Origin of the sequence: Rhodomicrobium vannielii ATCC 17100 (assembly GCF_000166055.1) — a bacterium.
Lineage (GTDB): Bacteria > Pseudomonadota > Alphaproteobacteria > Rhizobiales > Rhodomicrobiaceae > Rhodomicrobium > Rhodomicrobium vannielii.
Genome location: NC_014664.1, coordinates 653,511 through 678,578, shown reverse-complemented (window position 1 = coordinate 678,578; position 25,068 = coordinate 653,511). Strand labels below are relative to the sequence as shown.

Annotated in this window: 30 protein-coding genes; 21 read left to right on the top strand and 9 right to left on the bottom strand. The window is 62.1% G+C overall.

What is annotated here, in order from left to right:
- Nucleotides 1-201: a hypothetical protein gene (locus tag RVAN_RS02980; RefSeq protein WP_013418284.1), complete on the bottom strand. Its 201-nt coding sequence runs from the start codon at nucleotides 199-201 to the stop codon at nucleotides 1-3.
- Nucleotides 202-426: 225 nt separating this feature from the next.
- Here RVAN_RS02980 and dsrA point away from each other — a divergent pair, with 225 nt between their 5' ends.
- The 14 genes from dsrA (at nucleotide 427) to RVAN_RS02910 (ending at nucleotide 13,044) form a co-directional block, all read left to right on the top strand.
- Nucleotides 427-1,722: a dissimilatory-type sulfite reductase subunit alpha gene (gene dsrA / locus RVAN_RS02975; RefSeq protein WP_013418283.1), complete on the top strand. Its 1,296-nt coding sequence runs from the start codon at nucleotides 427-429 to the stop codon at nucleotides 1,720-1,722.
- A gap of 76 nt (nucleotides 1,723-1,798) precedes the next feature.
- The gene (dsrB, locus tag RVAN_RS02970) at nucleotides 1,799-2,878 is read left to right on the top strand and encodes a dissimilatory-type sulfite reductase subunit beta (protein ID WP_013418282.1); all 1,080 of its coding nucleotides are present in this window, start codon (nucleotides 1,799-1,801) and stop codon (nucleotides 2,876-2,878) included.
- A 13-nt stretch (nucleotides 2,879-2,891) separates the two neighbouring features.
- The gene (tusD, locus tag RVAN_RS02965) at nucleotides 2,892-3,284 is read left to right on the top strand and encodes a sulfurtransferase complex subunit TusD (protein WP_013418281.1); all 393 of its coding nucleotides are present in this window, start codon (nucleotides 2,892-2,894) and stop codon (nucleotides 3,282-3,284) included.
- 9 nt (nucleotides 3,285-3,293) lie between these two features.
- The gene (gene tusC, locus RVAN_RS02960) at nucleotides 3,294-3,701 is read left to right on the top strand and encodes a sulfurtransferase complex subunit TusC (RefSeq protein ID WP_013418280.1); all 408 of its coding nucleotides are present in this window, start codon (nucleotides 3,294-3,296) and stop codon (nucleotides 3,699-3,701) included.
- 19 nt (nucleotides 3,702-3,720) lie between these two features.
- A complete protein-coding gene (gene tusB, locus RVAN_RS02955) occupies nucleotides 3,721-4,029 on the top strand; it encodes a sulfurtransferase complex subunit TusB (RefSeq protein ID WP_013418279.1) in 309 nt (102 codons plus the stop codon).
- A 41-nt stretch (nucleotides 4,030-4,070) separates the two neighbouring features.
- Nucleotides 4,071-4,409: a TusE/DsrC/DsvC family sulfur relay protein gene (locus RVAN_RS02950; RefSeq protein WP_013418278.1), complete on the top strand. Its 339-nt coding sequence runs from the start codon at nucleotides 4,071-4,073 to the stop codon at nucleotides 4,407-4,409.
- Between the two features lie 63 nt (nucleotides 4,410-4,472).
- The gene (locus tag RVAN_RS02945; protein WP_013418277.1) at nucleotides 4,473-5,189 is read left to right on the top strand and encodes a respiratory nitrate reductase subunit gamma; all 717 of its coding nucleotides are present in this window, start codon (nucleotides 4,473-4,475) and stop codon (nucleotides 5,187-5,189) included.
- A 10-nt stretch (nucleotides 5,190-5,199) separates the two neighbouring features.
- Nucleotides 5,200-6,819 (top strand): sulfate reduction electron transfer complex DsrMKJOP subunit DsrK, encoded by a 1,620-nt coding sequence (dsrK, locus tag RVAN_RS02940; RefSeq protein ID WP_013418276.1) that lies wholly within the window; start codon nucleotides 5,200-5,202, stop codon nucleotides 6,817-6,819.
- Nucleotides 6,819-8,774, top strand: a complete 1,956-nt coding sequence (locus RVAN_RS02935; RefSeq protein ID WP_013418275.1) for an NAD(P)-binding protein — start codon at nucleotides 6,819-6,821, stop codon at nucleotides 8,772-8,774. The genes dsrK and RVAN_RS02935 overlap by 1 nt, the downstream gene beginning before the upstream one ends.
- Before the next feature lie 4 nt (nucleotides 8,775-8,778).
- Entirely contained in the window at nucleotides 8,779-9,231 is a 453-nt protein-coding gene (locus tag RVAN_RS02930; RefSeq protein WP_013418274.1) for a hypothetical protein, read from the top strand.
- Entirely contained in the window at nucleotides 9,228-9,977 is a 750-nt protein-coding gene (gene dsrO, locus RVAN_RS20755) for a sulfate reduction electron transfer complex DsrMKJOP subunit DsrO (RefSeq protein WP_013418273.1), read from the top strand. The genes RVAN_RS02930 and dsrO overlap by 4 nt, the downstream gene beginning before the upstream one ends.
- A gap of 39 nt (nucleotides 9,978-10,016) precedes the next feature.
- Nucleotides 10,017-11,213, top strand: a complete 1,197-nt coding sequence (gene nrfD, locus RVAN_RS02920; RefSeq protein WP_013418272.1) for an NrfD/PsrC family molybdoenzyme membrane anchor subunit — start codon at nucleotides 10,017-10,019, stop codon at nucleotides 11,211-11,213.
- The gene (locus RVAN_RS02915; protein WP_013418271.1) at nucleotides 11,213-12,643 is read left to right on the top strand and encodes a cobyrinate a,c-diamide synthase; all 1,431 of its coding nucleotides are present in this window, start codon (nucleotides 11,213-11,215) and stop codon (nucleotides 12,641-12,643) included. The genes nrfD and RVAN_RS02915 overlap by 1 nt, the downstream gene beginning before the upstream one ends.
- Before the next feature lie 53 nt (nucleotides 12,644-12,696).
- A complete protein-coding gene (locus tag RVAN_RS02910) occupies nucleotides 12,697-13,044 on the top strand; it encodes a hypothetical protein (RefSeq protein WP_013418270.1) in 348 nt (115 codons plus the stop codon).
- A gap of 29 nt (nucleotides 13,045-13,073) precedes the next feature.
- On the opposite strand, the gene RVAN_RS02905 is transcribed toward RVAN_RS02910, so the two are convergent.
- Nucleotides 13,074-13,973: a Crp/Fnr family transcriptional regulator gene (locus RVAN_RS02905; protein ID WP_210160451.1), complete on the bottom strand. Its 900-nt coding sequence runs from the start codon at nucleotides 13,971-13,973 to the stop codon at nucleotides 13,074-13,076.
- On the opposite strand from RVAN_RS02905, the gene RVAN_RS19465 reads away from it, so the two are divergent.
- Both RVAN_RS19465 and RVAN_RS02895 read left to right on the top strand, forming a co-directional pair.
- Nucleotides 13,957-14,364: a NifB/NifX family molybdenum-iron cluster-binding protein gene (locus RVAN_RS19465; RefSeq protein WP_013418268.1), complete on the top strand. Its 408-nt coding sequence runs from the start codon at nucleotides 13,957-13,959 to the stop codon at nucleotides 14,362-14,364. The genes RVAN_RS02905 and RVAN_RS19465 overlap by 17 nt on opposite strands.
- A 273-nt stretch (nucleotides 14,365-14,637) precedes the next feature.
- The gene (locus RVAN_RS02895) at nucleotides 14,638-14,985 is read left to right on the top strand and encodes a hypothetical protein (protein WP_013418267.1); all 348 of its coding nucleotides are present in this window, start codon (nucleotides 14,638-14,640) and stop codon (nucleotides 14,983-14,985) included.
- A 21-nt stretch (nucleotides 14,986-15,006) separates the two neighbouring features.
- Here the strand turns inward: RVAN_RS02895 and RVAN_RS02890 are convergent, their stop codons facing one another.
- Nucleotides 15,007-15,798, bottom strand: a complete 792-nt coding sequence (locus RVAN_RS02890; protein WP_013418266.1) for a sulfite exporter TauE/SafE family protein — start codon at nucleotides 15,796-15,798, stop codon at nucleotides 15,007-15,009.
- A 431-nt stretch (nucleotides 15,799-16,229) separates the two neighbouring features.
- Between RVAN_RS02890 and RVAN_RS02885 the strand changes: the two genes are divergently transcribed.
- The 3 genes from RVAN_RS02885 to RVAN_RS02875 all read left to right on the top strand — a co-directional run bounded on the left by RVAN_RS02885 (nucleotide 16,230) and on the right by RVAN_RS02875 (nucleotide 18,800).
- Nucleotides 16,230-16,634 carry an ArsR/SmtB family transcription factor gene (locus RVAN_RS02885; protein ID WP_013418265.1) on the top strand — a complete coding sequence of 135 codons (405 nt, stop codon included), beginning with the start codon at nucleotides 16,230-16,232 and terminating at the stop codon, nucleotides 16,632-16,634.
- Nucleotides 16,635-16,761: 127 nt separating this feature from the next.
- A complete protein-coding gene (locus RVAN_RS02880) occupies nucleotides 16,762-17,409 on the top strand; it encodes a Crp/Fnr family transcriptional regulator (RefSeq protein ID WP_155942535.1) in 648 nt (215 codons plus the stop codon).
- A gap of 143 nt (nucleotides 17,410-17,552) precedes the next feature.
- On the top strand, nucleotides 17,553-18,800 hold the full coding sequence (locus tag RVAN_RS02875; protein ID WP_013418263.1) for an NnrS family protein: 1,248 nt from the start codon (nucleotides 17,553-17,555) through the stop codon (nucleotides 18,798-18,800).
- Nucleotides 18,801-18,820: 20 nt separating this feature from the next.
- Here RVAN_RS02875 and RVAN_RS02870 read toward each other — a convergent pair whose 3' ends face one another.
- From RVAN_RS02870 to RVAN_RS02855, 4 genes are read right to left on the bottom strand one after another with little or no spacing between them, the layout of a single operon-like run.
- The gene (locus RVAN_RS02870) at nucleotides 18,821-19,396 is read right to left on the bottom strand and encodes a DUF3299 domain-containing protein (protein ID WP_013418262.1); all 576 of its coding nucleotides are present in this window, start codon (nucleotides 19,394-19,396) and stop codon (nucleotides 18,821-18,823) included.
- A gap of 19 nt (nucleotides 19,397-19,415) precedes the next feature.
- Entirely contained in the window at nucleotides 19,416-20,675 is a 1,260-nt protein-coding gene (locus RVAN_RS02865) for an ABC transporter permease (protein ID WP_013418261.1), read from the bottom strand.
- Nucleotides 20,675-21,433: an ABC transporter ATP-binding protein gene (locus RVAN_RS02860; protein ID WP_013418260.1), complete on the bottom strand. Its 759-nt coding sequence runs from the start codon at nucleotides 21,431-21,433 to the stop codon at nucleotides 20,675-20,677. The genes RVAN_RS02865 and RVAN_RS02860 overlap by 1 nt, the downstream gene beginning before the upstream one ends.
- Nucleotides 21,430-22,032, bottom strand: coding sequence for a DUF2796 domain-containing protein (locus RVAN_RS02855; protein WP_013418259.1), 603 nt, complete (start codon nucleotides 22,030-22,032; stop codon nucleotides 21,430-21,432). The genes RVAN_RS02860 and RVAN_RS02855 overlap by 4 nt, the downstream gene beginning before the upstream one ends.
- Nucleotides 22,033-22,228: 196 nt before the next feature.
- Between RVAN_RS02855 and RVAN_RS02850 the strand changes: the two genes are divergently transcribed.
- A complete protein-coding gene (locus tag RVAN_RS02850; RefSeq protein WP_041788119.1) occupies nucleotides 22,229-22,891 on the top strand; it encodes a DUF1007 family protein in 663 nt (220 codons plus the stop codon).
- Between the two features lie 19 nt (nucleotides 22,892-22,910).
- On the opposite strand, the gene RVAN_RS02845 is transcribed toward RVAN_RS02850, so the two are convergent.
- Both RVAN_RS02845 and RVAN_RS02840 read right to left on the bottom strand, forming a co-directional pair.
- The gene (locus RVAN_RS02845; protein ID WP_013418257.1) at nucleotides 22,911-23,411 is read right to left on the bottom strand and encodes a hypothetical protein; all 501 of its coding nucleotides are present in this window, start codon (nucleotides 23,409-23,411) and stop codon (nucleotides 22,911-22,913) included.
- 136 nt (nucleotides 23,412-23,547) lie between these two features.
- Nucleotides 23,548-23,964, bottom strand: a complete 417-nt coding sequence (locus RVAN_RS02840; RefSeq protein WP_013418256.1) for a DUF5330 domain-containing protein — start codon at nucleotides 23,962-23,964, stop codon at nucleotides 23,548-23,550.
- A gap of 229 nt (nucleotides 23,965-24,193) precedes the next feature.
- Here RVAN_RS02840 and RVAN_RS02835 point away from each other — a divergent pair, with 229 nt between their 5' ends.
- Nucleotides 24,194-24,850 carry a peptidoglycan-binding domain-containing protein gene (locus tag RVAN_RS02835; RefSeq protein WP_169309507.1) on the top strand — a complete coding sequence of 219 codons (657 nt, stop codon included), beginning with the start codon at nucleotides 24,194-24,196 and terminating at the stop codon, nucleotides 24,848-24,850.
- Nucleotides 24,851-25,068: the final 218 nt, after the last annotated feature.

Genomic DNA, 25,068 nt, shown 5'->3' with positions numbered 1-25,068 from the left:
CTATCTCCCGCTGCCGATGATCGACAAGAACGCCGCTTCGAGCCGGTCCTGCCAGTTGCGCGGGGTATCCGGGTATTCCGGCTTGAGATCGAATGCGAGATGAATCGCGCCTTGCCGCGCCGCCTCCTGCACAAGGCTCTCAAGCTCCTTGAAAGAGTTGATTTCGGGATGCGCGATGATGATGTCGCTGATCTGGATCATGGTTTTCTCGCTGCGCCAGGCTTGGCCTTTCGGGCCACTCCGAGGCGGCTAAAGGATGAGAACACATCATCGTATTCACAGATATGAATGATTGTCATTAATGCATAAGTATGTTAGCTTTCAAAAAAATCGCTCTGGAACGCTGTTTCAGAAGCAAAAAAACAGTCGCAGGCGACGCGGGCAGTTTGAGCTGCTGAGCACTGATCGATTGGACCGGGAGGATGAATGACGAGCGACGATGCGCTGAAGACAGCGCAATCCCAAAAGCATGCCACGCCGCTTCTCGACGAGTTGGAGACGGGGCCTTGGCCGAGTTTCGTGACGGGTCTCAAGAGGCTCCGCGACGCTGAGGACAGACCGTTCGCGCCGATGATGAATGACCTGCTCGGCCAGCTCGAACACTCCTACGAAGAGCGCAAGGGCTTCTGGAAGGGCGGCACCGTCTCGGTCTTCGGCTATGGCGGCGGCGTCATTCCTCGCTTCTCGGAAGTCGCGGACCAGTTCCCCGCCTCAAAGGAATTTCACACGCTCCGCATCCAGCCCCCGGCGGGCTATCACTACACGACTGAACTGCTTCGCCAGATGTGCGACGTCTGGGAGAAGCACGGTTCCGGCCTCATCGCTTTCCACGGGCAGAGCGGGGACATCATGTTCCAGGGCTGCTCGACCGAGAACACACAGAAGGCTTTCGACGAGTTCAACGAAATGGGCCTCGATCTCGGCGGCGCTGGCCCCGCGCTCAGAACCTCCATGAGCTGCGTGGGGCACGCGCGCTGCGAAAAGTCCTGCTACGATGAGGTCAAGGCGCATCGCACGGTCATCAATTCCTTCCTCGACGAGATGCACCGGCCCGCACTTCCCTACAAGTTCAAGTTCAAGTTCTCCGGCTGCCCGAACGATTGCGTGAATGCGATCCACCGCTCCGATTTTGCGGTGCTCGGGACGTGGCGCGACGCCATGAAGGTGAACCAGGACGAGGTGAAGGCCTACGTCGTTGCGCACGGCCGCAAATACACCATCGACAGCGTCATCGCGATGTGTCCCACGCGGGCGTTGAGCCTGAACGACGACGACACGCTCGACGTCGACAACAAGTCCTGCGTCCGCTGCATGCATTGCCTGAACGTGATGCCGAAAGCGCTTCATCCGGGCGATGACCGCGGCGTCTCGATCCTCCTGGGCGGCAAGCGCTCGCTCAAGGTCGGGGATCTGATGGGCACAATGATCATCCCGTTCATGAAACTGGAGACCGACGAGGAATTCGACGCGCTGGTCGAGTTCGCGCGCAAACTGATCGACTTCTTCGCGGAAAACGCACTGGAACACGAGCGCATCGGCGAGTGCATGGACCGCATCGGACTGCCGGCGTTCCTGGAGGCCATTGGCGTCGCGCCAGACCCGAACATGGTCAATCATCCGCGCACCTCGTCCTACGTGCGGACCGATGACTTCACCGCCGAAGCCGAAAAGTATTTCGAGCGCAAGGCGAGAGAAGCCGATTTGACCGTCGCAGGCGATTAGGCGGAAGCCGCGCTCGCAGCGTCACGCGAGCGCCCCGCTTCCCTCAGGCACAACTCGATATTGCGGAGATTCTCGCATGAACGCCCCTGCCCAACCACGCCGCCCCATCGAATCCGGCGTGCCTGATCCCTTTCCCTTCATGCATCCCCTGATGAAGAAGAACTACGGCAACTGGGACTGGCACGACCGCCCGCGTCCCGGTGTACTGCGCCACGTCGCCCGGAACGGCGATGAAATCTGGACGGTGAAGGCCGGCACCCAGCGGCAGATGGACGTGTTCAGCGTCCGCAAACTGTGCGAGATCGCCGACACCTTCGCGGAAGGCTACGTGCGCTTCACCACGCGCAGCAACATCGAGTTCATGGTGAGTACGCAGGACAAGGTCGAGCCGCTGATCGACGCGCTGACGTCGGCCGGCTTTCCCGTCGGCGGCACCGGCAATTCTGTCTCGATGATCTCGCACACGCAGGGCTGGCTGCATTGCGACATCCCCGGCACCGACGCTTCGGGCGTCGTCAAGAGCCTGATGGACATGATGTATGACGAGTTCATCAAGGAGGAGATGCCGAACCGCGTGAAGATCACTACGTCGTGCTGCCAGATCAACTGCGGCGGTCAGGGCGATATCTCGATCAACGTGCAATATACGAAGCCGCCGAAGATCAATCACGATCTGGTTTCGAAGATCTGCGAACGCCCGGCTGTAGTCGCGCGCTGCCCCGTGGCTGCCATCCGCCCGGCCATGGTCAACGGCAAACCGTCGCTCGAAGTGGACGAGCAGAAATGCGTGTGCTGTGGCGCTTGCTATCCACCCTGCCCGCCCATGCAGATCAATGGCGCGGACTCCACCAAAATCGCGGTGTGGGTCGGCGGCAAGCACTCGAACGCGCGCTCCAAGCCCAGCTTCCATAAGCTCGTCGTGGCCAACCTCCCGAATAATGCACCTCGCTGGCCCGAGGTGGCCGAAGTCGTTCGCAAGATCCTCTACGCGTACAAGGACAACGCGAAGGACTGGGAGCGCATGGGCGAGTGGATAGAACGCATCGGCTGGCCACGTTTCTTCGAGCTGACGGGCTTTGCTTTCACGAAGCACCACCTCGACACGTGGACCGGCTCGCGCAAGACGATGAACATGTCAGCGCACGTGCACTTCTAGGCGAGAGGAAAACATGCAGCTTGCAATCGTCGTCAACGAAGGCCCCTACACGCATCAGGCGTCGGACACGGCCTACCATTTCACGAAAGCGGCGCTGGAGAAGGGCCACGGGATCACCCGCGTCTTCTTCTACCACGACGGTGTCAATAACGGGACGCGGCTGACCGTGCCGCCGCAGGACGACCGGAATTTGCAGAAGCTTTGGAGCGAGCTTGGCGAGAAGCACGGACTCGATCTGGTGGTCTGCATCGCGGCGGCACAGCGGCGCGGCATTCTCGATGCCGATGAAGCCCGTCGCCACGGCAAGGATGCGAGCAACATTGCGCCGGGATTTCGCATTTCGGGGCTCGGTCAGTTGATCGAGGCTGGCATCGACGCCGACCGGCTCGTCGTTTTCGGGGATTAGGGGGACGCCATGGCCCAGAAAAAGAAATTTCTCTACCTCAACCGCAAGGCACCGCACGGCACCATCTACGCGCTTGAATCGCTTGAGGTCGTGCTCATCGGCGCCGCCTTCGAGCAAGACGTGAGCCTCGCTTTCCTCGACGACGGCGTCTTCCAGCTCATGGCCGGGCAGGACACGGCCGCCGCCGGAATGAAGAACTTCTCGCGCACATTCAAGGCGCTCGGCGACTACGACGTGCGCAAGTTCTACGTCGAGCGCGAGTCGCTGGCCGAGCGCGGGCTCAAGGTCGAAGACCTGATGCCCATCACCTATGAAGACGAGAACGAAGACTACGCCGAAAAGCCCTCGATCCATCTCGTGGGGCGGGCCGAACTGGCTGCCATCATCGCAGAACAAGACGTCGTCTTAAGCTTCTGATGCGGGAGATTTGAAAGCCATGTCCACTCTTCATACGGTGAACAAATCTCCCTTCGAGCGAAACGCGCTCACGAGCTGCACCGGCCATCTTCTGGCGGGCGACGCCGTGCTCATGATTGAGGACGCTGTTCTCGGGGCGCGCAAGGGATCGACCGCGCTGGCCGCGGTACAGGCTGCGCTGGAAAGCGGCAGCGTTTATGCGCTCGCGCCGGACTGCGCCGCGCGCGGTATCAAGCCCGACGATCTGATCGAAGGCGTTCAACTCGTCGATTATGCGGGCTTTGTCGACCTCGTCACGCAGCATCGGCGCACGGTCGCCTGGCTTTGAGAATAGCAGATCAAGCAACCAACATGACGGAGTAGAGCATCATGACCATGCAATATAAAATTGGCGACATCGTCGCTGAGCACGATGAAGAGGGCTACCTCACGGATATTACCGTCTGGAACAAGGATCTCGCGCTGCTCATCGCCAAGAGCGAAAATATCGAGATGACGCCTGAGCACTGGGAGGTCGTCGATTTTCTGCGCGAATACTATGAGGAATACCAGATCGCGCCCGCCATCCGCATCCTCGTCAAGGAGATGAAGAAGAAGTTCGGCCCCGAAAAGGGCGATCAGAAATATCTGTATCAGCTCTTCCCCTACGGCCCGGCGAAGCAGGCATGCAAGATCGGCGGCCTGCCGAAGCCGACCGGCTGCGTGTAACAGCCCACAGCATCACCTGAGCATCACCAGGCACCAAGACCTGGGAACTAGGGACGGAATGGCGTGCAAACCACACTCTACGCGGTCATGTTTTACGTCGCGGCGGCGATCTTCGCAGGAGGCCTCGGTCTGCGCGTGTGGCAATACGCCAGAACGCCCGTTCCTCTCAAGATCCCGACGACGCCCGCGCCCATCACGCGGGCGGGGGCAACCTTCCGCGTCCTGCGTGAGGTGACCGTTTTCGAGAGCCTGTTCAAATCCAACAAGTGGATCTGGCTGTTCGGCTGGATCTTCCATATCGCGCTCGCTCTCGTTCTCGTTCGCCATCTGCGCTACTTCACGCAGCCCGTCTGGACGCCCGTCGCGCTGGCGCAACCTCTCGGCATCTATGCCGGGTTCGCCATGGTCGGCGCGCTGTTCGTGCTTTGGGTCCGGCGCGTCGCAATCTCGCGCATGCGCTATATCAGCGACGCTTTCGATCATTTGATCCTGCTCCTGCTGCTTGCCATCGGCGCGACCGGGCTCGGCATGACCTTCATCGCTCCGACCGACATCGTTGCGCTGAAAGGCTTCTTCCTCGGGCTGATGGCGTTCAACTGGCAGCCGCTCCCAGCCGATCCGCTTCTGCTTTCGCATCTCGCGCTGGTGGCGCTGCTGATGGTCGTCTTCCCGTTCACGAAGCTGTTGCACGCGCCCGGCGTCTTCTTCAGCCCATCGCGCAATCAGGCGGACGATGCCCGCGAACGGCGTTACGCGCCCCGTCCTCTGGCGAAGGCATAGGGAGGCGCGAATGGAACGGATCGAAACCCAAGACCGGGACGAGAGCCCACTATATCCAGACCCGCTGGAGATCCCGGCGCTGGCATATGGCGCGATGGCAAAGAGCAAGCCTTATCCGGCGTCGGCGGCGCATCAGGCAGCGCTCGGCTTTCCGGGTGAACTGGTCGACAACTGGCAGGAAAAGGCGGTCGCGAAGCTCGGCGAACTCGTCGCGAACAACCGCGCGCTGCGTTTCTATCTCGATGGCTGCGTCCGCTGCGGCGCGTGCACCGACAAGTGCCACTATTTTCTCGGCACCGGCGATCCGAACAACATGCCCGTCGCGCGCCAGAACCTGATGCGCAAGGTCTACCGTCGTTACTTCACGCTTTCGGGCCGGATCGCCCCATCGCTCGTCGGCGCGGAAGATCTCACGCGAGAAGTCCTCGACGAGTGGTACACCTACTTCCACCAGTGTTCCCAATGCCGCCGCTGCTCGGTCTATTGCCCGTTCGGGATCGACACCGCGGAAATCTCGATGGCCGCCCGCGAGATCATGGACCACATCGGGATGGGACAGAAATACTGCAACGAGATCATCGGCAAGGTCTTCAAGATCGGCAACAATCTGGGCTTGCCGCCCAAGGCGCTGAAAGCGACGCTCGCGGGCCTTGAGGAGGAGATTGAAGAAGAGACCGGCGTCCCCGTGCGGCTGCCGCTCGATGAGGAGGGCGCCGACATCCTTCTCGTGACGCCGAGTGCGGACTTTTTCGCCTCGCCGCACATGGAAGGGCTGATCGGCTACGCAAAGGTGCTGCACGAGTCCGGCGTCTCGTGGACGTTCAGTTCGCACGCATCGGAGGCCGCCAATTTCGGCATGTTCATTGGCTCCCGCGAGAACATGCAGAAGGTTGCGCAGCGCATCGCCGACGCCGCCCGCGACCTCAAGGTGAAGCGGATCGTTTTCGGCGAATGCGGGCACGCCTGGCGCGTCGGCTACAACTTTCTCGATACGCTCGCGGGCCCGTTCGATTTCCTCGACCGGCGCTATCCGGTTCCTCAGCACATCTGCGAGTTCACCTACGATCTGATTCAGCAGGGCAAGCTGCGCCTCGACAAGTCGAAGAACGACCATATCAGGCTGACTTTTCACGATAGCTGCAACGTCGCGCGCGCCTCGCGCATGGGCGACATGCCGGGCGGGCAGTTCGAGATTCCACGCGCCATCCTGAGGGCGTGCTGCAATCACTATTACGACATGGACCCCGACACGATACGCGAGGCGACGCTCTGCTGCGGCGGTGGTGGCGGGCTGTTGACCGACGAGCTTATGGACCTGCGCACAAAAGGCGCGTCGCCTCGCATGAAGGCGCTGCGCGAGGTCGCCGACGAGCACGGCGTTACGCACATGGCCGCCATTTGCGCGATCTGCAAAGCGCAGTTTTCCAAGGTGCTCCCGAAGTTCGGCTTCGACATGGAGGCGATCGTCAGCGTGCACCAGATGGTTTCGAACGCCATCGTGCTGACCGGCTCGAAGCAGGACGAAGAAGCCAACGAGGCGGATGAACAAGCCGGGCCGGTCCCGGCGGTCGCTGCTCAAGCGGAAACCGCCGAACCGGCACAAGCAGCAAATGCGCAGGAGGAAGCGTGATGGATCGAGGAAATGGAGCCCCGGAACAGCAGACGTTCCGCCGTTTCAAGACCGGCGAAAGCATGTGGGACTGGCCGGATCTGTCGCAGAAAATCTTTCAGGCCGACCGCTCCTACAAGTGCCCGACCTATGTGCATCGAACGCCGCCATGCCAAGGCAGTTGCCCGTCCGGCCACGACATCCGCGGCTGGCTCGCCATCGCGCGAGGCCAGGACAAGCCGCCGGTCGCGGGTATGCCGTGGCAGGAATACGCGTTCCAGCGGATGATGGAGGCCAACCCGTTTCCGTCCGTCATGGGCCGCGTTTGCCCTGCACCGTGCGAGGACGGTTGCAATCGCAACGAGGTGGATGACTACGTCGGCATCAACGGCGTCGAGCAATATGTCGGCGACTGGGCTATCGAGCATGGTCTTAAAGCACCGGCACCGGGCCCCGACACCGGCAAGAAAGTGGCCGTGATCGGCGGCGGGCCCGGAGGTCTTTCGGCGGCTTATTTTCTACGGCGCAGCGGCCATGCGGTCACGCTGTTCGAGGCCAACGATCAGCTTGGCGGCATGATGCGCTATGGCATCCCCGGCTACCGTACGCCCCGCGACAAGCTCGCAGCGGAGATCGGCCGCATTGTCGATCTGGGCATCGAAGTCAGGCTCAAGACGAAAGTCGGTCTCGACGTGAGCATCGAAGACCTTGAAGCCGGCTTCGACGCTATCTTCTGGGCCATCGGCGCGCAGAAGGGGCGCGGGCTTCCGGTGCCGGGTTGGGGGGCGGAGAATTGCCTCTCCGGCGTGGAGTTCCTCGACGCATTCAACCGTGGCTGGGTTTTCTCAACGGCAAAGCGCATCGTCGTCATCGGCGGCGGCGACACGTCCATCGACGTGGCGTCTGTCGCGCGGCGACTGGGGCACATTACCCAACACGCCTGGCATGATATTTCCGGGGCGCCGACCCTCGGACATACGGCCCACGACGTCGCTGGTACGATCCGGCGCGAGGGTGTGCAAGCCGTGCTCACGTCGCTATTCCCGCTCGACCAGATGACTGCCGCCATTCGGGAGCGCGAGGACGCATTGCGCGAAGGCATCGACATTCGCGGCGGCGTCATGCCGCTCGAAATCGTGGTGGACGCGGCGGGACGCGCGACGGCCATCAAGATGTGCCAATGCACGATGAAAGGCACGACGCCCATCCCGGTCGCGGGTACGGAGCTCGAGGTCGCTTGCGATATGGTGATCTCGGCCATCGGTCAGATGGCGGATCTGGCCGAGGGTCTGGAGAGGCTGGACGGCGGAAAAAACGCCATCGCCATCGACGCCGTTTACAAGGTGAAGGGAACGGATAAGCACTTCGCTGGCGGCGACGTCGTGCGTCCTAACCTCCTCACGACAGCCATCGGGCATGCGCGAATTGCGTCGGAAACGATCACGTACTTCCTTGCGGGCTGTCCTCAGGACAAGCGGCCCAAGGTCGACGTGCATCGCTTCGACCTTCCGGAGGAGCTGCACGCGCGCGGCCTCGATCCGCAGCCTTACGATCACGGGCCGGTCCGTGGGACGTGCGATGGCGAATTCGCGCTCCACAATTACGAAGACCGCTCGGCGACACAGGTCATTCCGCACACCGCCCTTTTCAAAGGGCACTTTCCTTATTCGCCACGCAACAAGCGCAGCGAACGCCACGTCGACGCCGACGCGGTCATGGGGGATTTCGAGGAGCGCATCGTTGCCTTTACCGAGGCGCAGGCGAAGGCCGAGGGCGAGCGCTGCATGAGTTGCGGGCTTTGCTTCGAATGCGACGCCTGCCTGATCTTCTGCCCGCAGAAAGCAATCGACCGCGTGCCGAAAAAAGAGCGGGCGATCGGGCGCTACGTCACTACCGACTACAAGAAATGCGTCGGCTGCCACATTTGCCAGGACGTTTGCCCCACGGGCTACATCCAGATGGGCCTCGGGGAGTAACGCGATGATCCGGGGCGCACGCAACGCTTTGCTCATTGCCCTCCTGATCGCAAGCCAGATCACGCTTGCGGTTGGCGAGGAGAGCAAGCTCGTACCCCATCCGCCGAAGGGTCGGGGCGAGCATTGCGTGGCGGCCACCGATATCATGCGGCGCAATCACATGAAGCTGATGAAGCACCAGCGCGATGAGACCGTCCGTGAGGGCGTTCGCGGCAAGGCGTTCAGCCTGACGGGATGTGTCGACTGTCATGCCGTCAAGGGCTCGGACGGCCAGCCCGTGAGCTACGCCGATTCCCGGCATTTCTGCCGAAGCTGCCACGACTATGCAGCGGTCTCCATCGACTGCTTCCAGTGTCACGCATCGCGGCCGGGCTCCGAAAAGCCGCACGCCGCGCAAGGGATCGGCTCGACTGCACTGGCTGCTGTGGCCGCTTACTTTCAAGGGGGCAGCCAATGACCGAAGATAAGTCCGTCGATGAAGGTCGGCGCGGTTTTCTCATAAGCAGCGTGGCCGTCGCCACAACCTTTCTCGCGCCGGGCGTCACGCTATACGCGCTGGGCGGCGACGCAGCCGCCGCTGAAACCGCGCCCGCCTCTGCGAAAGTCCGCTGGGGCCTCCTGATCGACGCCGCCAAATGCGGGGATGGCTGCTCCGCCTGCATCGACGCCTGCTCCAGGGCTCACGGCTGGCAAAGCACGGGCCACCCCGAGACAGACCCGCAGTGGGTCCGCAAGATCACGGCAACTGACCCGAAGACCGGCGCGGGATTTTCGGCCCCCGTCATGTGCCAGCATTGCGCGAATGCACCCTGCGTCGACGTTTGCCCCACGGGAGCGTCGTTCAAGCGCGCCGATGGCATCGTTCTCGTCGACCGGCACATCTGCATCGGTTGCCGCTATTGCATGATGGCGTGCCCTTACAAGGCGCGGTCCTTCGTGCATGAGCCGGTGGCGGATCAGAAGCCGGACGCGCCGCGAGGCAAGGGCACGGTGGAGAGTTGCACGCTCTGCGCCAGTCGCATCGATGCGGGCGGCGTGCCGCATTGCGTCGAGGCCTGCAAGACCAAGGGCCACGGGGCAATTGTTTTCGGCGATCTGAACGACCCATCGAGCGACATCGCGAAACGCATCGCAACTTATCGCTCGACGCGCATCCGCGCTGACCTCGGCTGCGATGCGGCGGTCTACTACACGAATATCTAGCGAGGAACCGCTGCCGGTTCAGGCGATGCAAGGTTGGCCATGGCAAAGATCGCATATCAGAAGCTTACCGATCACAGCAGCTTCTTCTGGGGATTGCTCGGCTTCCATGTGCTCGTCATCGCTGCCGGGCTTGGCGCGGCGCTTTACATGGAACATCACGGCCACGTCGTCACTGGCATGTCGAACCAGATCGTCTGGGGCGCGCCGCATGTCTTCGCGGTCTTTCTGATCGTCGCCGCCTCCGGGGCGCTGAACGTGGCTTCCTTCTCGTCGGTCTTCAACAAGCTCGCCTACAAACCCTATGCGCGGTTGTCGGGAGTCCTCGCCATCGCCTTGCTGATGGGCGGGCTTGCGATCCTGGTGCTGGACCTTGGGCGGCCGGATCGCCTGATCGTGGCGATGACCACCTATAATTTCCGGTCCATCTTCGCCTGGAATATCTACCTGTATGTCGGTTTCATCGCCGTGGTCGGCCTCTACCTTTATGTGATGATGGACAGGCGGGTGTCCCGCTCGGAGACGCCAACAAGGATCGTGGGCGGTTTCGCATTCTTCTGGCGCTTCGCACTGACAACCGGCACCGGCTCCATCTTCGGCTTTCTCATCGCGCGCGATGCCTATTCTTCGGCGATCATGGCAGTGTTGTTCATTGCCGCGTCGTTTCTCTACGGGCTCGCCTTCACCGTGCTTGTCTTGCTGACCATGAGCCGGGAAACGCGGCACGAGCTCATCAGCGAGGACATGCTCGGCAAGTTTCGCGGCTTGTTCATTCTTTTTGCGCTTGCGGTTCTCTACATCACGGCTGTCTTCCACCTGACGAAACTCTACGCGCCCGATTATCGCGAGGTGGAAACCTTCCTGCTCCGCGACGGCGGTATCTACACGCTTGCGTTCTGGGGCGGACAGATCGGGATCGGCCTCCTGCTGCCCCTCGCCATTCTCGTCTTGCGAGGGAGCGGGCGACATGCCTGGCACGCCGTCGCAATTGCCGCGCCGCTCTTTCTCATCGGCGGCGTGGCTCAGATGTACTTCACCATCATCGGCGGGCAGGCTTATCCGCTGCGGCTTTTTCCCGGCATGCAGGTTTCGAGTTCCTTCCACGATGGCGCTATCGCCCAATATTGGCCGTCTCTGCCGGAAGTGCTGCTCGGGGTGAGCGGGGTCTCGCTCGCCATGCTTCTGACCGGCGTTGCGCTGAAGCTTCTGCCGTTTCTCCCGCGCCAGGCGAGCGTCTGATGGCGCGGGTTCTCATAGCGGCGGCGCATAAGTCGTCGGGCAAGACGACCCTTTCGGTCGGGCTTGCCGCCGCGTTGGCCGCGCGCGGCCTCAAGGTCCAGACTTTCAAGAAAGGCCCCGACTATATCGATCCCATGTGGCTTTCGCACGCCAGCGGCAGACCCTGCTACAATCTCGACTTCAATACGCATTCGACCGCCGAGATCGTCAGCTCCGCCGCAGCCCGCGAGTCCGCCTCCGATATCGCGCTGATCGAGACCAACAAGGGGCTCCATGACGGTGTCGACCTTGATGGGCGGGATTCAGGTGCGGCGCTCGCGAAGCTGCTCGCGGCTCCCGTCATCCTCGTGATCGATGCGCTCGGCATGACGCGGGGCATCGCTCCTCTCGTCCTGGGTTATCAAGCGTTCGACCGGGAAACGAACATCGCGGGCATCATCATCAACAAGGTCGGGACCGCACGGCAGCAGGACAAGATATGCCAGGCGCTTGAGCGCTACACCGACATTCCTGTGTTGGGCGCTGTGCCGCGGGACAAGGACTTCTCCATCACCGAGCGCCATCTCGGGTTGATGACGCCGTCCGAAACGCCGGAACTTCGCGGCGTCATCGTGAGGCTGAGAACCGCCGTTGGGGGCGGCGTGGATGTGAGCCGGCTCCTTGCCATCGGAAGGGCAGCGCCGCCCCTGTCCGGGTGCTTTCCTGCGTCGCGGAGCAGGAGCGCCGGGCGCCCTCTGCGCATCGCCATCGCGAGGGACAGCGCTTTTGGCTTCTACTATGCCGACGATCTCGAAGCATTTGAGCGCGAAGGCGCAAGGCTCTGCTTCTTCGACACGCTTTCGGACAGTCGTCTCCCGGAGGCGGACGCCCTTTTCATCGGCGGCGGCTTTCCCGAGACACAGGCGGCCGCGCTCGAAGCCAATGTCGAGCTTCGCGCCGACATCGCGCGCCGCATTCGTGCGGGCCTTCCAACCTACGCCGAATGCGGCGGCCTGATGTATCTGGCGCGATCCATCCGATGGAAGGGCGTCTCGCATGAGATGGTGGGCCTCATCCCGGCCGACGCCGTCATGTATGACCGTCCTCAAGGGCGCGGCCTTGTAATCCTGCATGAAACCCGCGAGGCGCCCTGGACACCGCCGGGAGCCTCACCGTGCGCGAACATTCCGGGCCATGAGTTCCATTACGCCGCCCTCGAAAACATGAGCAGCGGACAACGGTTCGCCTATCGAGTCTCCAGGGGCGAGGGCATCGGCGGCGGCCGCGACGGGATCGTGATCGGAAACCTTCTCGCGAGCTTCAGTCATCTGCGATCGAGCCCGAGCAACCCGTGGGTCAAGAGGTTCGTGGCGTTCGCAAGATCCCGGCTCGAACCAGCGCTTCGCTCGGAACCAGACTATGCGCTGGAAACGATGCCAATTCATCCCTGACTTCAAACCTAGATAAAAACCTAGCTTACAAAAAAAACGCGGGAGGAAATGCAATGAAACAAACGATGATCGATGTGGCGGAACAGGTAACTCAATACATGACGCCGGTTGCCTATGTGGGCGGCGTCCTGCTTTTCGTCGGATTCCTCGCCTTCCTGATCTGGGTTGTCACCCACAGGGGAACGGGGTTGTTACGCCTCACGGGGCGTTTGCTGATCCTGCTTGGTGTGTTCTTCCTGGTATCTCAAATTGCGGCAATGGCTCTTGGACTGGACCCCAGCGTCGATTTCCGGGAAGCCTGGTTCGAGATCAACAGCAAGCCGTTCTGGTTGATCGGCCTTGTCTTGTTCTTTCTTGGCTTCGTGATGCGGATCGTCGGAGCGCTTCGGCCGACCCACTGACGGAGGCCGCGCGTGAGCGGTTGATAGAGCTACCCCACTCGCGTTTCAACGATACGGCGCAGCGCGACGATATCGAATGAAAACTGGTTGAGGCTATGTTCGCGGATCAGACCCTGGCGCTTCAGTTCCGCCATCGATCGGCTCGCCGTTTCGGTGGTAAGCCCCAGCACTGCGCCGAGGTCTTCCCTGCTGAACAAACTGCACGAATTGCCGGTTTCACGTTCCGACAGCCAAAGCAGAAGCCGTATCACGCGGTCGCGCGCCGTTCCGGTTGAAAGCTCTGTAATCCAGCGGTCGGCGTCGCTGAGGGCGCGATACCACTGCGCCATGACGGTATGAAAAAGCCGTGAGTTGCCGAGCGAAAGCCGTTTCACGCTACTGACCGGCAACCTGCAAACTTCGGTGGCCTGCAAGGCGATGGCGGAATGCTGGTAGACATTGCCGAGCATGCATTCCAACCCGATGACATCGGTTTTGCTCAGGAGGCGAACGATGCGCTGGCTGCCGTCCGGCAGGTAGTGCGTCAGCTTAACAAGCCCCGTTCGGATGGTAAAAAGCGACACACCATCATCGCCTGCGCGGTAGACGGTTTCTCCTGCCGCAAATTGGAGTTGGTCGATTGGTCGGTGAAGGTCGCGGAAATCGGCTTCCTCAAGGCCCGCAAAGAGCACGGACTGCCGGATGTTGCAGTTCAGGCAATCGGCAACGCCTGTCCACGCCTCCGCGGATGTAATTCGGTTCAAGTCAAACCCACGAGCGTCACAAGTCGATCCTTTGCAGCGGCTCCGATGCCGCTTGCCGCCGCCGGATTGCGCATTCGCAATGCTGGCGGACGATAATCGCACTACCGGTTTTGCAGTCAACAAACGAAACGCGCGCCAGGGCTGAAACGGCCTGCGCCAGGAGATCGACATGAAGATTGGCGTCACGAGCCAGAATTTCCGAACCATCACAGGACATGCTGGAAAAGCGCGGCGCTTCATGGTCTTCGAGGCTGCCTCGGACAACTGGATCGTGCTGACGGGAACACTCGATCTGCCGATGGAAATGAGCATTCACGAGCATCCCGCTGAGGCCGCGCACCCCCTGGACGGCATCGACGCTCTGATAACCGCCAGTTGTGGCGGCGGCTTCGCCAAGAGACTCGCCGAGCGCGGCGTCAGGGTTATTTTGACCAGCGAAACAGATCCGATGACCGCCGTCACAGCTCTGCTGTCGGGTGCGGCCCTTCCGGCTCCCGCCGCCGATGACCACGATCACGATAACGATCACGAAGCTTGCGGATGTCATTGTTCGGGCACGAACCCGGCAGCGGGTTAAGTCTTCCCGGCGCGCAAAATCGGAATTTCCAGTGACCTGCCCCCACGCCCCACGCGCGGTTTGAGCGCCGTTGGGCGTGGCTGTGAGGCGTATATGGGCCCGCATGCGCGCTCAAGCCTCGGTTGGCCCGCGCGGTGGCGATCCGAAAGATCGGCGCACCAGCTCAACGCGTCTGCCGAAGCCTTCGCCACCGACACCGCGTGGAACGAAAGAAGAGTTGCCACCCCGCAATTACACTGGGCACCATAGCAAAAAAATGCGGAGGAAACGCCTTTGAAGCAAGCCATGCTTGATGCGGTGTCATATGTGACGCCATTCCTGTTGCCGCTCGGCTATGTGGGAGGCGTTTTGCTTCTCATTGGCGGTCTGGGTCTGGTAATCTGGATTTTCAAAGGCTGGGGGACGCGCCTGTTGCGCTTTTCCGGCCGCCTTCTTCTCGTCCTCGGCGCGTTTTTCCTCATTTGTCAGGTGCTGTGGATGGTTGTAGGTCTGGAGCCCCGCATTACCGAGGAGGCCTCGCTGCTCGAATTCAAAAGCAGGCCGTTCTGGATGGTGGGGCTCGCCTTCCTTTTGCCCGGCTTCGCGATGCGAATTATCGGATCGATGCGGCCGACGTACTAATCGGGTCGCCCGCCGATGGCCTCATGTCCCGGCGATGGTCATGGCTCCACGCACGGCGACGTAAACGCCGACGCTGGCAACGATGGCCGCGAAGACGAGCCTCAATTTTTGCTTTTCCCCCGAAAGGCGTTCGGCCGCACGACGTCCGAAGAAGCCCCCGGCAACCCCGCCGCCGATGAACACCGCTGCGAGCGCCCAATCGATCAGGCCCGAGACCGCGTAGTTGGCCGCCGTCGTGAGGCCGAATGCCGTCACCGACACGAGCGAAGAGCCAACGGCCGCCAGCATCGGCATATCGGTGGCCGCCATGATGCCCGGCACAACCAGAAAGCCGCCGCCTATGCCGAAAAAGCCAGAGAGAGTTCCAACGCCGAAACCATAAGATGAGAGCCGGGGGAGCAGTCTTTGTGCCGAAGCGCTCGTGAGTTTCACGTTGGGGCTTCCCATGGTCCCTTTCTTGGTGGCCATGAAAACGGCGATCACAATCATCACGATGCCGAAAAGCAGAAGCAGCTTCTGACCGTCGAAGGCTTTGCCGATGCTTGAGCCGAGAAATGCACCGGCGACCCCGGCGATGGCGAAAACGCTCGCGCATTGCCATTTCACGTTCCGCGCGCGGGCATGCTGGACGAGGTTGAAGAGGGCGCTTAACGCAACCGCAATTGCACTCGTTCCGATGGCGATATGGGGCGATTTCACGCCGACGACATAGACGAGCAGCGGCACAGCCAGCACGGAGCCGCCGCCGCCGATCAGCCCGAGGACGAAGCCGACCAGCGCGCCCGACCCGAAGGCCAGAATGTCAGAAATCATGATGCAGACTTCGGCGGACAGCTGGCTGCGAGCATCGTCACCGGCGGAGATCTCCCGGCCTCGGGCATTTGCGTCTTCATGGCTGTCTCATCCCTGAACTTGTTCTTGTCGCCTTTTGCGCCGCCGCCTTATTCAAATTTCTCTGGTATTTTCAGGAAGCTCTTGCCATCTGCCTTCGGGTCGGGCCTATACCTGCCTCGCGCATAGGTTTGATCCACCTTGCTGTATGCTCTCAAGAAAAGCAGGTGCGTGAAGCGCAAGCCCATGGGCGGCGCGGACCCTGAAATCGCTCCATTGGATGGCGCCTTTGCTTTTTCGGTCACAGGTCGCGTCCAAAAAAGGACGGCAGCCTTGCTTACCCGCACATCATATTCATATATAACTATGTCAGGCTAGATATGACAGATGAAATTGAGCGCGGACGACATTCCATGACAAGCGAAGATGCTACACTCCCGGTCGATGTGGGGGACACATTGCAGGAGGCCGCCGACTGTCCGCCGAAGCTCGACGACATGATGCGAAACGCGCGTCTCGCGACCGATTTTCTGAAGGCTCTCTCCCACGAAACGAGGCTGCTTCTTCTTTGCCTCCTCTCGGAAGGGGAGCGCTCGGTGACAGACCTCGAGAATACGCTCTCGCTCCGACAACCCACCATCTCGCAGCAGCTTGCGCGTCTCAGGCTGGACGGTCTGGTGAGTACGAGGCGGGACGGCAAGACCGTTTATTACCGCATCGCGGACGAGGACATAAAACGCGTGATCGCCCTTCTTTATGAGATCTTTTGCAAAGGCCCCGGACAGGAGCGCAAAAGCCCGCGAGACTGGCGCGAATAGGGGGCGAACCAAGTCGATCGCTGCCGTTGCCTTTTCCGCGACGAGACGCATATCGTAGCGGAAGAGAAAGGCTGACATCGTGGCGTTGGACAAGGGCGTGTTGAAGGGATTTGCGCTGTTCGCGTCGATGACGGATGCGCAAGTCGATTTGCTCGCGTCGCGCGCCACGGCAAGACGCGTCGCCGAGGGCTCGGCGGTCTTCGAACAGGGTGAGCCAGCCACATCGTTTTATCTGCTGCTCGACGGTCGCCTCAAGGTTCGCCAGATCACGGCTGACGGCCAGCAGATCATCGTCCGCATCGTCAATCCGGGCGACCTTCTGGGCTTCGCCTGCGCGCTCTCCCGCCCGGACTATCCCGGCACCGCGACGGCCGCCGTCGACAGCGTCGTCGCGGCATGGCCCTCCACCAACTGGAATGCTTTCGTCGAGGCCAACCCACATCTCGCAATGAACGCGATCCGCACCATCGGGCAGCGGCTCGACGAGGCTCACACGCGCATTCGTGAAATGTCGACGCAGGAGGTCGAGCGGCGCGTGGCGCATACCGTGCTGCGGCTCGTCGATCAGGCGGGCAAGGCGGACGCTGGCGGCACGCGTGTGGACTTCCCGATCAGTCGGCGCGACATCGCCGAGATGACCGGCACGACGCTTCACACCGTGTCGCGCATCCTGAGCGCGTGGGAGGCGCAGGGCCTTGTCGAAGGCGGCCGCCGGAAGCTCGTCGTGCGCGACGCCGCGAAGCTCGCGAAACTGGCCGAAGCGCCGCGCGACTGAGCGCGCAGCCTCTGACTATAAACGCAATGCATTTGCCGACTGACAGCACGCACCGGCCCGCGCGAACCGCGTTTGAAGTTGCGCCGCAACAAACAGGCGCGCGTCGCCGTTCGCTAAGATGTGGCGAACAAAGGATTTCGCCCATGACAGCCGCAATGACCGGAACCGACCCCAACACCGCGACCTCCCCCCGCCAGCCGGAAACCGCCTCCCCGCGCGGCGGCATACCGCGCGGCCTCGCGCGCACCGGCCCCATCCTCTTCTCCTACGGCTTCCGGCCGTTTTTCCTCGGCGCAGGGCTATGGGCCTTCGCCTCGATGGCGCTCTGGATCGCCGCGCTCGCCGGACACCTGCCCATCGGCGGCAGCTACGGCGCAACCTACTGGCATGCGCATGAATTGCTGTTCGGCTTCTCCACCGCCGCGCTCGCGGGCTTCCTGCTCACGGCCGTGCCCAACTGGACCGGGCGGCTACCCGTCTCCGGCTGGCCGCTCGCTGGGCTTTTCGCGATCTGGTGCGCGGGGCGCGCCGCCATGCTCGCGCCGGACGTGCTCGGCCTTACCGCATCCGCCGCCATCGACGCACTGTTCCTGCCCGCGCTCGCGTTCATCGTGGCGCGCGAACTCATCGCGGGGAAGAAATGGGGCGATATGAAAATCCTCGCCGCCGTGCTGTTCCTCACGGGTGCGAATGTCTGGTTCCATGCGGCGGTGCTGACCGGCGGCGACGAGACCATCCCGGCGCGGCTTGGCGTCTCGGCTTTCACCGTGATGGTTATGCTCGTCGGCGGGCGGATCATTCCGAGCTTCACGCATAATTGGCTCAACCGCTTTGGAAAAAAGCCGTTGCCGATGCCTTTCGGCCGCTACGACATCGCCGCTATCGTGGTTGGCGCGGTCGCGCTCGGCTTCTACACCGCCGCGCCATCGAACCCGTTGACCGCGATCCCGGCGACGCTCGCCTTCGCGATGCAGAGCTATCGCCTCTATCGCTGGCGCGGCTGGAAAACGGCGAGCGATCCGCTACTCCTCATCTTGCATCTGGCCTACGCGTTCGTGCCGCTGGCGTTCGCCGCCATCGCCGCCGCAGCCCTCGACCTCGTCCCGACGTGGTCGGTGCTGCACATCCTGACGGTCGGCGTCATCTCAACCATGATCGTCGCCGTGATGACGCGGGCGAGCCTCGCGCATACGGGCCGAGCGCTGTCGGCGTCGCGCATCACGCAGGCGAGCTATGCCGCGCTTCTGCTGGCCGCGTTGTCGCGTCCGCTCGCCGGGTTCTTCCCCGAACATGCGATGTTTTTCTATTCGGCGTCGGGCGTGCTGTGGCTCGCGGCGTTCGGCCTGTTCCTGATCCAATATGCGCCGATCCTCGTCGGGGCACGCCGTTAACGCCGAAAGGTCGAGGCGCGCTACTCCTTCCGCGTATCGACCGTATCCGCGTCGATGGTGTAGCCCGTCTCGGCAAGCCCCGTGAATTGCGAGGCGACCGCAATCCGCCCCGTCACCCACACCGGATCGAACGAGCCCGCCACGTCGAACCCGTTCTCAACCTTCACATAGATGATCTGGTTCGGCGGCGGCGGCGGCACGTGGATGCACGCGCCGATGAACGGCACCAGCAGGAATTCCTTCACATTCGTCGCGTCGAAATCGAGCGGCACGACATAGCCGCCGATCTTCACGCGCTTGCCGTCCAACTCCTGCACCACCGGGACCGGCGCGCCTGCGCCCGGCTGATTGCGCCGCTCGGAAAGCCACGGACGGTCTTCGCCCGGCGGTAGCAGCGGCGGTGGCGGCTCGCTACCGCCGAGCGCTGGCGACGGCGTCGCGCCCGACAGGAAGCTTTTCGACTTCACGTTCGGCGGAGTGACCGGCGCGGGCGGGACCAGCCTGCCCCACCCGATTTCCATCGGCGGCTCGTTCTCGATCGGCGCGAAACCGGTCGTCAACAGAAGGGCCACGCACGCCGCCGCCAGTCTCTTCATCTGTCCTTCTCCGTCTCCGTCAGGTGCGGACCGTCATGCCGTCGGCGAGCGAGAGGCGATAGGCGCGAAGCGCCGGCAACAAACCCGCAAGAAAGCCCGCCGCCACGATGCCGCCGAGGATCTTCAATTGATCCGCGCTTGGTGGATCGACCGCGACATGAAGCCCGTAAGTGCGGTCAATATAGGGCTGAAGCCCCATCAATGCGCCATAGAGCAACAGCGTTCCGGCGAGAACCCCCAGAAAAGTCAGCACGCCCGCTTCGACGACGAGCAGCGAGAGGATCGTGGACGGCCGCGCGCCGACCGAACGCAGGATCGCCATTTCGCGGCGACGCTCATTGAGTGTCGTGAGGATCATCGTCACCATGCCGAGCAGCGCCGTGATGACCACCATCCCCGAGACGGCCGAAAGCGCGGTTTCCGCCGTGCCGACGAGGCCCCAAAGCTCTTGCAGCGTCGCGCCGGGCAGGATCGCGGACAACGGCTCCTGCCGGTAATTGTTGATCTCGCGCTGGACGCGGAAGGCGGCGAGCCGCGACTTCAGCCCCACGAAGGCCGCCGTGATCGCCTTGGGCGTCAGGTCCATCTGGCGCACGTCGTCGGCAGAGACGGCCTTTGTCGGATCGCGCGCGCCGCTCTGCCAGTCGACATGGATCGCCTCGATTGCCCCGAGGCTCACATGCACTGTGCGGTCGACGGGCGTGCCGGTCTTCGCGAGGATGCCCGACACGCGGAACGGCTTGTCGTCGTGCTCAAGGAACGAAACCGCGCCCGCGCCATGCGCGACGACGATCTTGTCGCCCACCCTGTAGCCGAGTTGCGCGGCGACGTCGGCACCGATCACCGCGTCGAACAGGTCGCTGAAGGGCGCACCCGCTGCGAAGGTGAGCGGCTGCCCGCGCCGATAATGATAATGCGTGAAATACTCCGGCACCGTGCCCATGACGCGGAAGCCGCGATGGCTGTCGCCGAGCGAGATCGGCACGATCCACGCGATGTCCGGGCTTTGCCGGATGTCCTGATAGGTTTTCCAGGTGATGTTGTTGGTCGCGTTGCCGATGCGGAAGACGGAATAGAGCAGCAGGTTCAAATTGCCTGAGCGCGCGCCGACGATGAGATCCGTGCCGGAAATGGTGTCGGCGAAGCTCTGGCGCGCGCCGGTACGCACCTTCTCGACGCCGAGCAGAAGCATCACGCTGAGCGCGATGGACAGGATCGTGAGGCACGCGGTCAGCCATCGGTTGGCAAGCGATTGCAGCGCGAGGCGGACGATAATCATCAGCGGCCTCCGCGCGAGGCTTGCGCGATTTCGGCGAGGTCGGCGACGCGGGAGAAGCGCCCGGCCAGGCTTTCGTCGTGGCTCACCATGATGAGCGTCGCGCCCGCCGCTTCAACCTCAGCGAACAGGAGATCGAGAAAAGCCTGCTGTCGGTTGCGGTCGAGCGACGATGTCGGCTCGTCGGCGATGACGATTTCGGGCGAGCCGATCAGCGCGCGGGCCGCCGCTACGCGCTGCTGCTGGCCGACGCTGAGGCTCGCCGCGCTACCGCTTTCGATCAGCGACGGCTCGATGCCGAGGTTGCCGAGGAGCCGCGCGGCTTCGGTGCGCCCTCCCCCGCGCGCCTCGGCCCGCTTTTTCCGCGACGGCGAGAAGCTCAACGGCAGCAACACATTGTCGATCACCGAAGCGTAAGGCAGGAGGTTGAACATCTGGAAGATGATCCCGTAATGCTCGGCGCGGAAGCGGTCGCGGGCCGCGCCGTCGAGCCGCGCGATATCGCAACCCAGCACGTCGATCTTGCCCGCGTCGGGCTTCGCGATCCCGGCGAGCAGGCTCAGGAACGTCGACTTGCCGCTGCCGGACGGGCCGATCAGCAACAGCCGCTCACCTTTCGCCAGCGAAAAGCCGTCGATGGCGAGCGTGAAAGGATTGCGGCCGGGCCATGTGAACTGCACGCCACCGATGCGAACGATGTCCGCGCCACCTTCGTGGCGGCGCGGCTTGTCCTCGGTGGAAGGTAACGGTGAAGCGATCACATCACGCCCTTGAGTTCGAGCTTCGGCTTGTCCTTCGTCACCTCATAGCTCGATTGACCCTTCGGCGTGATGACAGTCACGTCAAGCTCCTGCGCATTCGGGAACGCCTTGAAGTAGCCGAAGCTCAGGCTCGCGATCTTTTCCGGCGCAGCGCACTCGAACGCATACTCGACATGGAATTCCGAGTGATGATGCTCGCCCTTCTCGTGGTCGTGATCTTTCGCCTCGGCGGCGTGCTCATGCTCTTCCTTGCCTTCGCCTTCATGCTCATGCTCGGCTTCGAGGGCAACCTTCGCGCTCGTCTGCTTGCACCCGGCCGCCGAAGCGGGCGTGAACAGCTCAAGCCCTTTTGCGAGCGTTGCCTTCGCCTTTTCGAGCTTTGCCTTGTCTTCCTTCGTCGCGGCTTCATGCTCGAAGCCCGCAATATCCGCGCCGGGCGCTTCGAGTTCGATCGAAAGGATATTCTTTTCGAGTGCGATGTTGAGCTTGCCGTGCCCGTGCACATGCGCGCCGAGCTGGCGGTGCTCTTCGGCCTGGGATGCCGTGAGGGCGCAGGCCGAGATGAGCGCGGCCAGAGGGATCGTTGTCAGAATTTTCATGGGAAGGTCTCGCGAGAGTTTTGCCGGATAGCATGCCGACGCGCGGGTGAAGCCGCGCGGCCGACCTTTGACGTAACGTTATAGTATTACATTTGTGACGCCATTGTGGATCGACGACGCATATCGGGAGTTGGAATACCTCAAAAAGCCGGAATTCCGTGCTGTTCCACAGGCACTCGCATTTGAAAGCAAGACCATGATACAGCGCTGGTTTTCCTGCCTCGGCCTCATCCTGTGCGCACTTGCCGCCCAGACAGCGCTTGGCCGCGCGCATCCGCATGTGTGGGTCACGATGCACACGGAAGTTCAGCTCGGCCAGAACGGCGAGGTCGTCGCCTTGCGGCACAAATGGACGTTCGACCAGTTCTACACGTCCTTCGCGGTCGAGGGCATGGATACGAACGGCGACGGCGTCTACAGCGAGGAGGAGTTGAAGCCGCTCGCGCAGACGAATGTCGAGGCGTTGAAGGAGTTCGAATATTTCACTTACGCGTTTGTCGGCAAGACAAAGGCCGCGCTGAAGGAGCCGACGACCGATTACCGGCTCGAATACAAGGACGACCTGCTGACGCTTTATTTTACGCTGCCGCTGGAAAAGCCTGTGCCGCGCGATGAGCTGAAAGACTTCAATTTCTCGATCTACGATCCGGGCATGTATGTCTCGCTTACCTTCTCGAAGGACGATCCGGTGAAGCTTGCCGCCCCCGCCGGTGCCACACCGTCGCCCTGCACGCCGCATGTTGGCGACCGCGCCGTGGGACAGGAGAAGAAGCTCTCGCAGCTTGGCGAAAACATCGATCCGGCGAGCAACCTCGGCTCGCAGTTCGCGGAGCGCGTCACGTTCCGCTGCACACCATGACGAATACCGGGCGGAGGGTTCACGCGCCCCCGGCCACCTTCTCGGCAAGCGCCGCAACGACCGTGAAATCAACCTCGCGATTCGGCGCAAGTTCAGCGAGCTTGTCGAGGCAGGCTTGCGCGGCGGATGTTTCGCCGCGCCGTAGGTGAATAAACGCCAGCGCCTTCAGCGTATAAAGCGCGAAGTGATCCGGCCCGCCGGATGAAACGGCCGCTCGCTCCCACGCGCGGAAGTCGTCGCTCCAGCCTGCCTGCCGCGCGGCTTCGTTCAGGCCAACCGTTGCGACCGCCAGCGCGTTGTCGAGAAGGCCCCGATAGGCGTAAATCTTGTAAAGGCAGTAGTAGACCGGCAACTGCGCGGGATCGAGCGCCAGCGCTTCCTGAAAAAGCACTTCGGCCGCCTCCGGGTCTTTCCGGTAAGCGAGCACTCCGCGCTGCAATAATGCGTTTGTTGCGTCGGGGACATCGCCGAAGCTTATAAGGTCTTCGCGCGCAATGGATATTATCTTGGCGTCGGACATGCTACTCGCTCCGGCTTGTCCTTCCGGTTGAGCAAGGCGCGTGCCATGAGCGAAACACCCGGCTTTGCGCGCCTTTCGCCAGACATGAGTGGAAGGCTTTCCGCCAGATTGTCGCACTTCCAACAGGTGTTGTGTCTCAAAGCCTGCGCGGGCCGGGCGAGGCGCTTTGCGGCTCCTGCCAGGGAATGTCCCGGTCCGCCGCGCGAAGATTGTCATGCCATTTCACGACGGGTCTCGGAGCATCCGCCGGGAGAGACTGGTCCATCGACGGGATCTTCGCCTCGCGCACCGGCCCCTGAAGCCCGGGGTTCTGCCGCTTCTGCTCGTCAAGCCAGGCTTGCGCCGCCTGCGCGCCGCTCTTGAGCTTGGCGAGAACCAGCGTCATCGTCGCGCGCGCGTCCTCGCACACGGCCGCGTTCCGCTGGCAGAAGCCCTTGACGTCGGTCGCCGTCTGCTCGACCGAAGAAATATGCCGTCCGGCATCGCCTCCGACGCCGGGCAGCAGCAGGCAAACAAGCGCCAGCCAGAAAACGAGACGCAACATAAAAAACATGACCCGCCACCCGCATCGCTCTTCCAGGTGAGACCCATCGTAAGTCTCTCCAGCGAAAGAACGCGAAAGCGCCGATCCTGTAATTTAATAAATTTTTAGCGAAGATATATTCAACTGCAATTGCGGACGCGGCGTTAACGTCTCGGTGACGGTCACTTCTTAGTTTCGGATGGCCTTCCGCTCACAAACAATCTTTCTTCAAATTGGGTTTTGTGCAATTATCACGGCCATGATCAGGTTTCGAGCACGTCTGGCCCTTTTCGCCATGATGGCGATCTTCCTTGCGACAGCGAGCAACGCGCTGTTCATGCAGGAACGCGCGCGCCTGTTCGATCCGAACGGGTTGCCCAGCACGTCCGTTTCGGTGACGCAATTCCCGCATGACAAGACGTCGCCGATCGCTCCAGCCGTCTCCGGCGGAGGCATCCAGCAGGTTTCGCTCCCCGCCGCGAAGGGGCCGCGCATGCACGTCGCTCTTTATCGCGAGCTTGGGCAACGGGGGTATTCAGAGCAGTTGCGGCAGGGCGATAACGGGCTTCGGCTCGCGGTGCTGGCTTACCAGTTCGACAACGCCATGCCACTGACCGGCGAACCGACCAATGAGCTTTTGAAGCGCGTGCTGTTCGACCCGAATCAGGGGCCGCACGGTGCGTTCGCCGACCGCGCCGAGTTGAACGCCAAGCTCGTCATCGAGACGCAGAAGGCGCTGCTCGGCCTCGGCTTCTTCAGGGGTACGTTCTCGGGCCGCCTCGATGTCTGGACGTCGAACGCCATCAAGGATTTCGAGCGTCATCGCGGCCTCCCGGTTACGGGGCGCCTGACCGACCAGACGCTTCTCGAACTTATCGCATTTTCGGGCCAGCCGATGCTTCCGGCAGCGGGCTGACATCATCCGTTCGCCTTACGGTTGCGTTCGTGCCTTTTTCTCCGACCACGGCGTGAGATGCGAAAAAGTCACGGTATTTCAGTAAGTTGCATATGAAGCGTTTCGATACATAATTAATGTAGCCTTTCTCGCGTGACCTCGTAACAGTCAAAATTGAAATTGTTCCAGGCTGGCGAATCTCTGGGGGCAGAGAAAGTCTGGAACCGGGCAACTTGTTG